Source organism: Streptomyces sp. AC558_RSS880 (assembly GCF_019049255.1).
Classification (GTDB): Bacteria; Actinomycetota; Actinomycetes; order Streptomycetales; family Streptomycetaceae; genus Streptomyces.
Window position 1 is genome coordinate 128,133 of record NZ_JAGMUJ010000150.1, and the last position, 13,156, is coordinate 141,288.

A 13,156-nucleotide genomic window follows, 5' to 3' on the forward strand; every position below is an offset into this window, starting at 1 on the left:
ATGAACGCCTTCAACTCCCTCATGGACGGCTTCGGTACCGCCCTCACCCCGCTCAACCTGCTGTGGGCGGCCGTGGGCGTGCTGCTCGGCACGGCGATCGGCGTGCTGCCCGGCATCGGCCCGGCGATGGCGGTGGCGCTGCTGCTGCCGGTGACGTACGGGCTCGATCCGGTCGGCGCGTTCATCATGTTCGCCGGGATCTACTACGGCGCGATGTTCGGCGGTTCGACCACCTCCATCCTGCTGAACACGCCCGGGGAGAGCGCGGCCGTGGTCGCGGCCATGGAGGGCAACCCCATGGCCAAGTCGGGGCGCGGTGCCCAGGCCCTCGCGGCCGCCGCGATCGGGCACTTCGCGGGCGGCATGGTCGGCACGGTCCTGCTGGTGGCGCTGGCTCCGACGGTCGCGGACCTGGCGGTGGACATCGGCGCGCCGGACTACTTCGCCATCATGGTGCTGGCGTTCATCGCCGTGACGTCGGTGCTGGGTTCGTCCCGGGTCCGGGGCATGGCCTCGCTGCTGATCGGTCTGACGATCGGCCTGGTGGGCCTGGACCAGATGACCGGCCAGCAGCGGCTGACCTTCGGCTCGCTGCAACTCGCCGACGGCATCGACGTGGTGATCGTCGCGGTGGGCCTGTTCGCCATCGGCGAGGCGCTGTGGGTCGCCGCGCATCTGCGGCGCAGGCCGCCGGAGCCGATCCCGGTGGGCCGGCCGTGGCTGGGCCGCGCGGATGTGCGGCGCACCTGGAAGTCCTGGGCGCGCGGTCCGTTCATCGGCTTCCCGTTCGGCGCGATCCCGGCGGGCGGCGCGGAGATCCCGACCTTCCTGTCGTACGTCACCGAGAAGCGGCTGTCGAAGCACAAGGACGAGTGGGGCAAGGGCGCCATCGAGGGCGTCGCGGGCCCGGAGTCGGCCGCGTCGGCCTCGGCGGCGGGCACGCTGGTGTCGATGCTGACCCTGGGCCTGCCGACCACGGCGGTCGCGGCGGTGATGCTGGCCGCGTTCCAGCAGTACGGCATCCAGCCCGGCCCGCTGCTGTTCGAACGCGAACCCGACCTGGTGTGGGGCCTGATCGCCTCGCTCTTCGTCGGCATGGTGCTGCTGCTCGCCCTCAACCTGCCGCTGGCGCCGGTGTGGGCGAAGCTGCTGCGCATCCCGCGGCCGTACCTCTACGCCGGGATCATGTTCTTCGCGGCGGTGGGCGCGTACGCGGTCGGCGGTGAGGTGATCGACCTGGTACTGCTGCTGATCATCGGCCTGATCGGCTTCGGCATGCGGAGGTACGGGCTGCCGGTGCTGCCCGCTGTCATCGGCGTCATTCTCGGCCCGGCCGCCGAACAGCAGCTGCGTCGCGCCCTGCAGATCAGCGACGGCAGCGTCACGGGTCTGGTCGACACGCCGTTCTCGGTGGTGGTCTACGCGGTGGTCGTCCTGCTGCTGGCCTGGCCGCTGGTGCGCAAGGCGCTGCCCCGGAAGGGCGCCGGGGCCTGATCGCTCGCGGGTTCCTCCCCGCGGGGCGTGCGTGCCCCGACGGCGCGGGGAGGGATCACGCCGGCCGGTGCGTCCGCCGTCCGCCGGATCCACCCACGGCAGGGGACGCGCGACCGCGGCCCTCGAGGACGCGTCCGACCCGCAGGCGGCGTCGCCGCTCAGCGGCCTCGGGTACCGGGGCGCTCGGCGCGCCGCCGGTCACGCAACGCCGGTCACGCGCCGCCGGTCACGCAACGCCGGTCACGCACCGTGGTGGCTCGTCCGCGCCGTTGCCGCACGCACTCCGGGCGGCAACGGCGCCTCGGCCGCGGTGGGCATCGGGCACACCGCGGTCCGGCCGTCCCGGCCACGCCGCCCGCCGCGGCGAGCCGGGGTTCCCGCTCCTCGCGGGACCTGTCCGTCCGCCGTGTCAGGTACCCGCCCCCGTGGCGGTGTGCCACGGCACGAAGGCGTTCGTCAGACCCGCGAGGGCCGGGCGCAGCTCCGGGTGGTGGCGCAGCAGCACCGTGCTCATGCTGTTGTCGTCGATCCAGGCCAGGCCGGCCTGGGAATACACCTCGGGGGTGTAGTGGTCGGTGAAGAAGCGGTCGCTGTTCAGCCGGCGCGAGGCCATCAGGACGAAGACGCGGAACGCCGTGTCGCTGAACGCGAACCCGGCCGGCAGCCTCTCCGCGTACAGCCCGACCATGAGGTCGACCTTCTCGATGTCGCCGTCGTAGAGCCGCTCGATCTGCTCCGCCCACGCCGGGTCGTCCGTCAGCTCGGCGAAGCTCGCCGCGGGCCGCAGCCGCAGCAGCCGCCGGAACTCGTTGTACCGGGGGACGCCCAGCTCGCGGGAGCGCAGGATGTCCGTGGCGGCGAGGTCCTGCAGATGCCCGTCCGGACGCTCGAACTCCTGCAGGAACCTGGGGAAGTTGTGCAGGGTGACCAGTCCCGGGTGGAGCGTGCCGAAGCTGTAGAGCAGGTCGGCCGTCCCGGTGGCCCGCAGGACCTCCAGCGCGCCGGGCCCCGAGATGTCGCGGAGGCTGCAGTGCCGCAGGGTCCGGTCGTCGGTCACGGAACGCAGATGCCACGCGTCACGGATGAGCGGGTGCATCCGGTAGACGGCGACGAACTCCTCGGTGAGGGAGTACGGGACGCCGTAGTGGTCACGGGCGCCACCGGGGATGCCGCTGACGGCCTCGCTGCGGCTGATCCGGCCGAACAGGTCGTGCACGCGTTCGCCCGCGAGGCCCCACCAGTTGGCCCGCAGCGCCTTGACGGTCGTGGGGTGGCTGATCACCGCCGGCGTCCACTCCACGGTGTGGATCTTGGCGAGGAGGGCCGCGTTGACCAACCGGGCACGCTGGAACAGCTCCTCGTCGGCCCACGACGGGTACGCGTCGTGCAGGTGGTCGCAGATCGCGTTGTGCTCCCGGGCGAACAGGTCCTGCATCATCGCGAGTCCCAGCCAGAACCCGGGCACGCGGGAGAAGTCCGTGGGCGACGGCGACCGCTCGTCGTCCCACAGCCGGATCCTGCCCCTCTCACCGGTGCGCGTCAGCCGCTGTGCGGTCTCGTCCGTCCCGTAGATCTGTGAGGCGTCCCACCAGTGGGAGGAGACGTTGACACGGGTGTCGGGCGTCCCTGCGGGTGCCCGCGGGTCCCGGGTCGGGTCGTCCGGCGTCCGCATGATCCGCATGGGCCGTTCCGGCCAGGGATCGTCGTCCACGAGCGGCACTTCCCAGGGCCGTTCCGTGGGACTCGTCCCGTGGCTGAACCAGTCACGGACCATGAACTGGAGCCAGGCGGCGACCAGCGAGTTGACCGACTCGGCCGGGATCAACGCGTCGCGGGTGAGCAGGGCGCGGCTGACCTCGCGGGGAGTCGGCCGGGACAGCACGTCCTCGGGAGTGGCCGGGCCGATCCTGTCCAGTGGGATGTTCCGGCCGAAACGGGTGCCCGCCATGCCCATGCGCGGCTCGTCGAGGTCGTTGTGACTGCCGTCGGCGGTCCGGTTGACCCGGTGGCTCCCGGACGGCGGCCCGACGTCGGGCGGATTCACCGAGGGCAGGGAGCCGGTGTCGTGGAGGTTCTCCTGCCGGAGCCTGACACGCAGTCCCAGGAGAGTCAGCAGACCCGGCAGGACGGGCAGCCGGTCCCAGCCGATGCGCCGGTCGACGTACTCGGCACCGCCGGTGACGATCCGCCAGAAGAGGGACGTACGGTATCCGGCCGTGGAAGGCCGTCCGGCGCGTCGCTGCTCGGTCATCGCGGTACTCCTTGCTCCGCCGCCCTTCCGTCGCCACCCCATGGGGCAGTGGGCGCGGGAGGTTCCGGCGGCGGACACCGTGTCGGCGGCCGGGACGGCGGTGGTCGGCTCACGGCCGGAATCGGGGTGCCGGCTGAGCGGGACCGGGAAAGGGGAGTTTCCGACATGCCCCGCGATCCATGCTAGGAGGGGCCTCGCCCACCTGCACGTCGAGGACGGCGGCGTGACCGGCCGGCGCGCGCCACCCACCCGATCGGCCTAGTGTGGACGGAGGGGGTGACTCACCGTGGGGCCGACACGAGGAGAGCACGATGGGCAGCGTCGCCACGAACACCTTCCCGACGTACCGAGCGGTCGCCAGTTTCGAGCGGGCCAGGGAAGTCGCCCGCACAACCTCGCCGTTCACCATCGAGGTCCGCTTCCTCGGCGGACTGACGAGCACTCAGCAGGACGCCTTCGCCGCGGCGGCCGACCGTTGGGCCAGGGTCATCGTCGGGGACCTGGACACCGCGCTCGTCGGCGGTGACGTCATCGACGACCTGCTGATCGAAGCCGAAGGCGTGGACATCGACGGCCCCGGGAAGATCCTGGGGATGGCCGGGCCCACCGACTTCCGCGACGAGTCCGCCCAGTTCGGCCGGCTTCTGCCGGCGAAGGGCGTGATGAGGTTCGACTCCGCCGACCTCGCCGTGATGGAAGCGGACGGCACGCTGGTCGACGTCATCACGCACGAGATGGGACACGTCCTGTGCGTCGGCACCCTGTGGAGCGAATTCGGCCTCCTCAAGGGCGCCGGCAGCCGGAACCCCACCTTCGTGGGTGCGGGCGCGATGGCGGAGTTCGCCGCGCTCCTCGGCGAGGAGGACCCGGTCCCGGTACCGGTCGCCAACTTCGGCGGACCCGGAACCCAGGACAGCCACTGGCGCGAGGCCGTCTTCGTCACCGAACTGATGTCGCCGTTCATCTCCGGTGCGAGCAACCCGCTGAGCCGGATGACCGCGGCGAGCCTCGGCGACATGGGCTACCAGGTCGACCTCGAGGGCGCCGAGCCCTACGAGCTCCCGGACCTGCTCCAGATCGCCAGGGAAGGCGCCCTCGTACCGCACACGGCGCCCCTGGGCGACGGCATGATGCTGCCGGTGGTACCCACCAGGCTCCCCGCCGCGACACCGTAGAGCCACCCCGGGCCACGACGGTCACCGTCGTACGGCTGTCGCGGCCCGCCCCGCCCGGTCTTCACCGCATCCGGTGGCGGAGAAAGCCCCTTGCGGTATCCGGTGACGGAGAAAGCCGTGGCGCGGAGTTCGGCCTCTCGTGGCACCCACCTCGACCCAACCTCTTGACGCGTAAATGACAACAGTGGCTTGATGTTCCGTATGGGAGCGCTCCCACATCCTTCAGGGAAGGGGAACAACCATGCGCGACATCCGCCTCCTGCACTTACGCACGCTTCCGCTCCTCGGCCTGCTGGCCGCCCTGCTCCTCCCCGTGACCGCAACCGCCGCCCCGGCCGCGGCAGCCGCCCCGGCGGCGGCCGACCCGGTGCGCGTCATGCCGCTGGGCGACTCCATCACCGGGTCGCCCGGCTGCTGGCGGGCCCTGCTGTGGAACCGACTGCTGGACGCCGGGCACACGAACGTCGACTTCGTCGGCACCCTGCCCGCGCAGGGCTGCGGCGTGGCGCACGACGGGGACAACGAAGGGCACGGCGGCGAACTGGTCACCAACGTGGCGGACCAGAACCTGCTTCCCGCACGGCTGGCGGCGACGCTGCCCGACATCGTTGTCATGCACTTCGGCACGAACGACGTCTGGAGCAGCGTCTCCCCCGACCGCATCCTCGCCGCCTACACCAAGCTCGTGGGGCAGATGCGGGAGTCCAACCCGGACATGCGGGTCCTCGTCGCCCAGATCATCCCCATGAACCCCGGCACCTGCGCCGCCTGCGCCCAGCGCGTGGCCGACTTCAACGCCCGTGTCCCCGCGTGGGCCGCGGCGACGAGCACCGACCGCTCCCCGGTGACCGTGGTCGACCAGTGGACGGGGTTCGACACGGCCACCGACACCTACGACGGCGTCCACCCGAACGACGCCGGCAACGAGAAGATCGCCGCGCGCTGGTTCCCGGCCCTGGCCGCGCTGCTGGAGGCGGGCGTCCCCGGCGGCCCGGGCGGGCCCGGCGGCGCCACCTGCACCGCGTCCTTCCGCGCGGTCTCCACCTGGCAGGGCGGCTACCAGGCCGAGGTGACGGTACGCAACACCTCCGCCGCCCCCGTCACGGGCTGGACGGTGACGGTCGTACCGGCCGACGGCGCCCGTGTCGGCCAGGTCTGGAACGGCACCCTCGGCACGGCCGCCGACGGCACGGCCACCGTCACCAACGCGAGCTGGAACGGGGCCCTCGCCCTCGGTGCGAGCGCCACCTTCGGCCTCATCGCCACCGCCCCGGCGACCTCCTCCGCCCCGACGGCGACCGTCGACTGCACGGCCGCCTCCTGACCGCACGGCGCACAGCAAGGACAACCGACCGCACCCCCACTGGAGCCGCCATGAGACCCCGTACGCCCGCCTCCCCACGAGCCGTCGGCCTTCTCGCCGCCCTCCTGGGACTCCTCCTCCCGTTCCTCGCCTCCACCACTCCGGCGCACGCGGCGCCCACCGGCTTCCGCGTCGAGAACGGCCGGCTCCTCGAGGCGTCCGGGAACGACTTCGTGATGCGCGGTGTCAACCACGCGCACACCTGGTACGCCGACCGGATCGGCTCGCTGGCGCACATCAAGGCCAAGGGCGCCAACACCGTGCGCGTCGTCCTCTCCAGCGGCGACCGCTGGACCCGCAACGACGCCTCCGACGTGGGAGACGTCGTCGCGCAGTGCAAGCAGAACCGGCTGATCTGCGTCCTGGAGGTGCACGACACCACCGGCTACGGCGAGCAGAGCGGAGCGGCCACCCTCTCCCGGGCCGCCGACTACTGGATCAGCGTCCAGGGCGCCCTGGCCGGCCAGGAGGACTACGTCATCGTCAACATCGGCAACGAGCCCTACGGCAACACGAACTACACGGCCTGGACGGCCGACACCAAGGCCGCCGTCCAGAAGCTGCGCGCCGCCGGGTTCGACCACACGCTGATGGTCGACGCCCCCAACTGGGGCCAGGACTGGGCCTTCACCATGCGCGACAACGCCGCCTCGGTCTTCGCCGCCGACCCGGACGCCAACACCGTGTTCTCCATCCACATGTACGGCGTCTTCGACACCGCCGCCGAGATCAGCGACTATCTGGGCCGCTTCGTCTCGGCGAAACTCCCCATCGTGGTGGGCGAGTTCGGCCACAACCACTCCGACGGCGACCCCGACGAGAACACCATCCTGGCCGTCACCCGGCAGCTCGGGCTCGGCTACCTCGGCTGGTCCTGGAGCGGCAACGGCGGCGGTGTCGAGTACCTCGACATGGTCACGAACTTCGACCCGGACCAGCTGACCAGCTGGGGTGAGCGGCTCTTCGACGGTGCCGACGGCATCGCGGCCACCTCCGAGGAGGCCGCGGTCTACGGATCCGGCCCGGGCGACGACACCACGGCCCCGACCGCTCCCGGCACCCCGGTTGCCTCGGCGGTGACGGCCTCGTCCGCGACCCTCACCTGGGGCGCCGCCACCGACGCGAACGGTGTCACGGGCTACGACGTCGTGCGGATCAGCGGCGGTGCGGAGAGCGTCGTCACCACGACGGCCGGCACCTCCGCCACCGTCACCGGACTCACCCCGGACACGGCCTACACCTTCGCCGTCTACGCCCGGGACGCCGCCGGCAACCGCTCGCAGCGCTCCGCCACGGTGACCGTCACCACGTCCTCCGGCGGCACGGCGGGGGCCTGCGAGATCGGCTACCGGGTGACGGGCGAGTGGCCCGGCGGGTTCCAGGGCGAGGTCACCGTCCGCAACACGGGCGGCTCGGCGGTGAACGGCTGGACGCTGCGCTGGGCCTTCCCCGCCGACCAGCGCATCACCCACATGTGGGGCGGTACGCCGACGCAGAGCGGTTCCGAGGTCAGCGTCACCTCCGCCTCGTACACCGCGTCGATCCCCGCCTCGGGCTCGGTCAGCCTCGGCTTCACGGCCTCGCGGACCGGCGCGAACCCCAGCCCCACGGCGTTCAGCCTCAACGGCGCGGACTGCTCCGTGGCCTGACGGACCGCTGCCCGGAAGGCACCCTCCCCCTTCCGGGCGGCCTGCCGTCCCGGTCGGCTCAGACGAGGTGGGCGAAGACCACCAGGTTCTCGGTGTAGTCCTTGGCGGCATGGTCGTAGGCCCCGGAGCAGGTGATGAGCCGCACCTGGGCGTCGGGGGTGTCGGCGTACACGCGCTCATCGGGGAAGTCGTCCTTCTCGAAGGACTCCGCCTCGTCCACCACGAACGTCGCCTTGCTGCCGTCGGCGCGCAGCACCCGGAAACGGTCGCCCTTGTCGAGTTCGCCGAGCCGGGCGAACACGGCCGGGGACGTCGCCGTGTCCACGTGTCCGGCGATGATCGCCGTACCGCGTTCGCCCGGGGAGACTCCCTCGGCGTACCAGCCGACCAGGTTGGTGTTGTGGGGCGGCGGCGGATCGAGCCGGCCCTGGCTGCCGATGGCGAGGTCGGTGAAGGGGGCGTCGACGTCGATGGCGGGGATGAGCAGCCGGGTCGGCTCGGACCGCGGCAGGTGCCTGGCCGCCGGTTCACGGGTGGCGGGCTCGTCGGCGGCGGGGGCGGACGGCGCGGCGGAGACCGCGGCCGCCGCGCGCGGCCCGTGGGCGTTGTCGGGAGGGTCTTCCCCGCCGCCCATCAGCGTCGTGGCCAGCACCAGGCCGGCTCCGCTCCAGAAGACCGCCGTCATGACGGCGCGCAGCCTCCGCCGCGCCGGCGGCGTCTGATCGGTTTCGAGGGAGGAAAGGGGACTGGCCGGCATCGGGGGGACCACCTCATTCGGACACGGCACACGGACGAGCGAGCGGGGCCGTCATGACGCGCGAGGCACGTACGACGGCCCCGTTATGGCGCCGGACACGGCTCAGGCCACGCTCCCGGCGGCCTTCTTGCGGCGCAGCGCGTAGGCTCCGGTGCCGAGGACCGCCAGTGCGGCCATACCACCCGCGGTGACACCGGGCTCGGCGAGCCCGCCGCCACCGGTGTGCATCCCGCCGCGCGGCTTCTCCTTGTTCCACTCCTTGTCCTGCTTGCCGCTGTAGGACTCCTCGCTGTGCGAGTCGTCCTTCTCCTTGTACGTCTCGGGGTCGTACTTCGGGTCCTTGGCGGTGCCCCAGTCCTCCTCGTTCACGGCGGTCAGGGCCCCGCCGCCCGTGTGCACGCCGCCGTGCGGCTTGTCGTGCTCGTCGTACTTACCGCCCTTGTCGTACTCCTTGCTCTCCTTCTCGTACTCCTTGCCGTCCTTCTCGTACTCCTTGCCGCCCTTGTCGTACTCCTTGCTTTCCTTCTCGTACTCCTTGCTGGAGGAAGACTTGTCGTGCCCCCCGTCGCCCGACTGGTCGGCGTAGGCTGCGGGCGCGGCGATGGCGAGGGCCGCCGTGGCCGTCGCGGTGGCAAGCAGCATGCGGGCAGAGCGCATCTGAGAGTCCTTCCACAGGAGGCCGGGCAGCTGACTCCTCGTCAGCACGGATGTCCCGGGCTCCGGCATGATCCACACTCAGCCATGGCGCCCGACCTCACCATCCGGGACGTTCACACGGGTTAACGCCCCCACCCTTCCGGCGGCACACCGTCCGCGTCCGCCCCTGTCCGGCCTCCCTTGCCCCGGACCGCGCCGCCGCCTAGCCTGATTTTGTGCCGCCAATAAACAAAACCCGTTCGCACAGTGTGGTGCCGGGTACCGACCTCGTCCGACTCCGTCTCGCCCTGACCGCCTTCTTCGCCCTCGACGGCTTCGTCTTCGCCGGCTGGGTGGTGCGCATCCCCGCCATCAAGGAACAGACCGGCGCCTCCGCGAGCGCCCTCGGCCTCGCCCTGCTCGGCGTCTCCGCCGGGGCCGTGATCACCATGACACTCACCGGCCGCCTGTGCCGCCGGTACGGCAGCCACCTCGTCACCGTCGTCTGCGCGGTCCTGCTCTGCCTCAGCGTCGGACTGCCCCCGCTGACCCGTTCCGTCCTCGCGCTCGGCGTCGTACTGCTGCTGTTCGGCGCGGCGTACGGCGGGATCAACGTCGCCTTCAACAGTGCCGCCGTCGACCTGGTGGCCGCGCTGGGGCGGCCGATCATGCCCAGCTTCCACGCGGCGTTCAGCCTGGGCGGCATGATCGGCGCGGGGCTGGGCGCGCTGGTCGCCGGTTCGCTGTCGCCGGCCCGGCACCTGTGGGGGCTCGCCGTCGTCGGACTGCTCGTGACGGCTGTCGCGGGACGAGCGCTGATGCGGTGCGAGCCACTGACCCCGGCGGACGCGGGACGGACCGCGTCAGCGCCCGCCCCGCACCGGCCGGACCGGCGTACCCGCGCGCTGGTGATCGTCTTCGGGCTCATCGCGCTGTGCACCGCGTACGGCGAAGGGGCGCTGGCCGACTGGGGCGCGCTCCATCTGGAGGAGGACCTCGGCGCCTCGCCGGGTGCCGCGGCCGTCGGGTACTCCTGTTTCGCGCTCGCCATGACGGTCGGGCGGCTCTCCGGAACGACGCTGCTGGAGCGGCTGGGCCGGACCCGTACCGTCCTCGCGGGCGGCTCCACCGCGGCGGCCGGCATGCTGCTCGGCGCGCTCGCGCCGTCCCTGTGGGCGGCCCTGCTCGGTTACGCGGTCACCGGCCTCGGGCTCGCGAACCTGTTCCCCGTGGCCGTCGAGCGGGCGGGCGCGCTCGCGGGCCCCGGCGGGGTCGCCACCGCCTCCACCCTGGGCTACGGCGGCATGCTCCTCGGCCCGCCCGCGATCGGCTTCATGGCGGACTGGTTCAGCCTCCCGGCCGCCCTGACCAGCGTGGCCGTACTGGCGGCGGTGGCCACCGTCATCGGCTTCGCGACCCGTCACGTGGACGCGGGCTGATTCCGTGCGGCCCCCGGCCGTCCGGGCGGTGGTGAGGGCGGGACGGATGGGGTGCGCGGTACCGGGGTACCCGGATGCCGGCGTCCGCCGGTCCTCCGCCGACGGGCGCCGACCACGCGACCGCCCCTCCACGGACAATGGGAGAGACCGTGACCGAGCAGCAGAATCCCGTCGAGCAGCACCCGACACCCGACTTCCCGTCCCAGGACCAGCCGCACCCCGGCTGGACCGGCCCCATGGACCCGCCGCCGGACCACGGGGAGGACTCCTACCGGGGCAGCGGCCGGCTGACGGACCGCACGGCCGTGATCACGGGCGGGGACTCGGGGATCGGCCGGGCGGTCGCCCTGGCGTTCGCCCGCGAGGGTGCCGACGTGGTCTTCACGTACCTGGACAGCGAGAAGGACGACGCCGCCGAGACCGCGCGGTGGGTGGAGGAGGCCGGCCGGCGGGCCGTGCCCGTCGCGTGCGACGTGCGGGAGGAGGAGAACTGCCGGGCGCTGATCGACCGCGCGGTGTCGGAGTTCGGCCGGATCGACATCCTGGTGAACAACGCGGCGTACCAGATGTCGCAGCCCGACGGCATCGAGGCGATCTCCACCGAGCAGTTCGACCGCGTGATGCGGACCAACCTGTACGGCATGTTCTGGCTGTGCAAGCTGGCCGTGCCGCACCTGCGGGAGGGCGGAAGCATCATCAACTCGGCCTCCGTGCAGGCCTACAAGCCGAGCCCGCACCTGCTGGACTACGCGACCACGAAGGGCGCCATCGTCACGTTCACCCAAGGGCTGGCGCAGATGCTGATCGGGCGGGGCATCCGGGTCAACGCCGTGGCGCCGGGGCCGGTGTGGACGCCGCTGATCCCGGCGACCCTGCCGGACACCGCGGAGTTCGGCAAGCAGGCGCCCATCGGGCGTCCGGCCCAGCCGGCCGAAATGGCCCCGGCGTACGTCTTCCTCGCCTCGCAGGAGGCGTCGTACATCACCGCGGAGATCGTCAACGCGACGGGCGGAACCCCGCTTCCGTAGGGCCGGGCAGGCGTCCGTACGGCAGACTCCTGCCCATGGACACTGCCTGGTTCCTGGAAATACTGGAGAAAGAGGGCCAGTTGCTGGCCGACGCCGCGGAGCGGGCGGGCACGGACGCCCCCGTCCCGACCTGCCCGGGGTGGCTCACCCGGGACCTGGTCGGGCACACCGGCGTGGTGCACCGGTGGGCCGCGGCCTTCGTCGCGGACGGGCACATCGCCCCGCGCCCGATGGGCGAGCATCCCGGACTGGACGGCTCCGAGCTGGTGGCCTGGTACCGCGACGGTCACCGCCGTCTGGTGGACACCCTGGCCGGCGCGGCGCCCGACGTGGAGTGCTTCACCTTTCTGCCCGGACCGCCCTCCGCACTCGCGTTCTGGGCCCGCCGGCAGGCGCACGAGACGACCGTCCACCGGTTCGACGCCGAGTCGGCCCGCGGCGGCACGCCGTCGCCGATCGCCACGGATTTCGCCGTGGACGGCGTCGACGAGCTGCTGCGCGGGTTCCACGCCCGGCCCAGGAGCCGGGTGCGCACCGGGGCGCCCCGGGTCCTGCGGGTGCGCGCGACCGACGCGGACGCGGTGTGGACCGTACGGCTCTCCCCGGAGCCGCCCGTGACCACCCGGGACGCGGCCGGGGACGCGGAGTGCGAACTGGCCGGACCCGCCGAGCAGTTGTATCTCGCGCTGTGGAACCGGGTGCCGGTACCGGCGGTGTCGGGTGATCCGGAGCTGGCCGCGCTCTGGCGGGAGACGTCCGCCGTGGGCTGAGAGTCCTCCGCCGGTCCGGTCACCCGGCGTCCGAGAGCATCCGGGCCAGCACCGCGCGCTGCACGGGCAGTACCTCGCCGTGCAGCGCGCGCCCCTTCGCCGTGAGCGAGACCCGCACTCCCCGCCGGTCCTCCGGGCACGTCCCGCGCTCGGCGAGGCCCTCCCTCTCCAGCCGGGCGACCAGCCGGGAGAGCGCGCTCTGGCTCAGATGGACGTGCTCGGAGATCTCCTGGACGCGGTAGGAGCAGCCGCCCGGTCCGGAACCCTGCGCGAGGATGTCGAGGACCTCGAAGTCGCTGGCGCACAGCCCGTGTCCGTGCAGGGCGCGGTCGATCTCGCACTGGGTGCGCGCATGCAGCGCGAGCACGTCCCGCCACCGTTCCACGAGCGCCTGTTCGGCCTGCTTCGCCGCCATGGGCGCACCGTAGCAGGCATGCGCACGCAAGTCTCCCGGGCGTGACCTCTGCGCTCACCGCCTCCGTCCCCGGCGGACACCGGCCCCGGCTGCGAGGCATCCCTGCCGGTGCTCCACAGCCGCGAGGGCGGCGTCCCCGGTGCGTGCGCCCCGGCCGGGCTCCTTGCCCGCCGGGGCGC

General features: G+C 72.5%; 11 protein-coding genes. 7 read left to right on the forward strand and 4 right to left on the reverse strand.

The window, feature by feature from the left end; genetic code table 11:
• A complete protein-coding gene (locus KUM38_RS33720) occupies positions 1-1,494 on the forward strand; it encodes a tripartite tricarboxylate transporter permease (protein ID WP_217135184.1) in 1,494 nt (497 codons plus the stop codon).
• Between the two features lie 409 nt (positions 1,495-1,903).
• Here KUM38_RS33720 and KUM38_RS33725 read toward each other — a convergent pair whose 3' ends face one another.
• Complete coding sequence (locus KUM38_RS33725) at positions 1,904-3,745, reverse strand: peroxidase family protein (protein WP_217135186.1); 1,842 nt, start codon at positions 3,743-3,745, stop codon at positions 1,904-1,906.
• Positions 3,746-4,056: 311 nt separating this feature from the next.
• On the opposite strand from KUM38_RS33725, the gene KUM38_RS33730 reads away from it, so the two are divergent.
• From KUM38_RS33730 to KUM38_RS33740, 3 genes are all read left to right on the forward strand, one after another.
• The gene (locus KUM38_RS33730; RefSeq protein WP_217135188.1) at positions 4,057-4,920 is read left to right on the forward strand and encodes a leishmanolysin-related zinc metalloendopeptidase; all 864 of its coding nucleotides are present in this window, start codon (positions 4,057-4,059) and stop codon (positions 4,918-4,920) included.
• A 241-nt stretch (positions 4,921-5,161) separates the two neighbouring features.
• The gene (locus tag KUM38_RS33735) at positions 5,162-6,244 is read left to right on the forward strand and encodes a GDSL-type esterase/lipase family protein (protein ID WP_217135189.1); all 1,083 of its coding nucleotides are present in this window, start codon (positions 5,162-5,164) and stop codon (positions 6,242-6,244) included.
• Between the two features lie 50 nt (positions 6,245-6,294).
• Complete coding sequence (locus KUM38_RS33740; protein ID WP_217135190.1) at positions 6,295-7,932, forward strand: cellulase family glycosylhydrolase; 1,638 nt, start codon at positions 6,295-6,297, stop codon at positions 7,930-7,932.
• A gap of 58 nt (positions 7,933-7,990) precedes the next feature.
• On the opposite strand, the gene KUM38_RS33745 is transcribed toward KUM38_RS33740, so the two are convergent.
• Both KUM38_RS33745 and KUM38_RS33750 read right to left on the reverse strand, forming a co-directional pair.
• Positions 7,991-8,689 (reverse strand): class F sortase, encoded by a 699-nt coding sequence (locus KUM38_RS33745; RefSeq protein ID WP_374227119.1) that lies wholly within the window; start codon positions 8,687-8,689, stop codon positions 7,991-7,993.
• A gap of 102 nt (positions 8,690-8,791) precedes the next feature.
• A complete protein-coding gene (locus tag KUM38_RS33750) occupies positions 8,792-9,346 on the reverse strand; it encodes a hypothetical protein (RefSeq protein ID WP_254398155.1) in 555 nt (184 codons plus the stop codon).
• 251 nt (positions 9,347-9,597) lie between these two features.
• Between KUM38_RS33750 and KUM38_RS33755 the strand changes: the two genes are divergently transcribed.
• The 3 genes from KUM38_RS33755 (at position 9,598) to KUM38_RS33765 (ending at position 12,562) form a co-directional block, all read left to right on the forward strand.
• Positions 9,598-10,764: an MFS transporter gene (locus tag KUM38_RS33755; protein WP_217135192.1), complete on the forward strand. Its 1,167-nt coding sequence runs from the start codon at positions 9,598-9,600 to the stop codon at positions 10,762-10,764.
• 137 nt (positions 10,765-10,901) lie between these two features.
• Positions 10,902-11,792: an SDR family oxidoreductase gene (locus tag KUM38_RS33760; RefSeq protein ID WP_217135194.1), complete on the forward strand. Its 891-nt coding sequence runs from the start codon at positions 10,902-10,904 to the stop codon at positions 11,790-11,792.
• 35 nt (positions 11,793-11,827) lie between these two features.
• Positions 11,828-12,562, forward strand: a complete 735-nt coding sequence (locus KUM38_RS33765; protein WP_217135196.1) for a maleylpyruvate isomerase family mycothiol-dependent enzyme — start codon at positions 11,828-11,830, stop codon at positions 12,560-12,562.
• 19 nt (positions 12,563-12,581) lie between these two features.
• On the opposite strand, the gene KUM38_RS33770 is transcribed toward KUM38_RS33765, so the two are convergent.
• On the reverse strand, positions 12,582-12,977 hold the full coding sequence (locus KUM38_RS33770; RefSeq protein WP_217135198.1) for a MarR family winged helix-turn-helix transcriptional regulator: 396 nt from the start codon (positions 12,975-12,977) through the stop codon (positions 12,582-12,584).
• Positions 12,978-13,156: the final 179 nt, after the last annotated feature.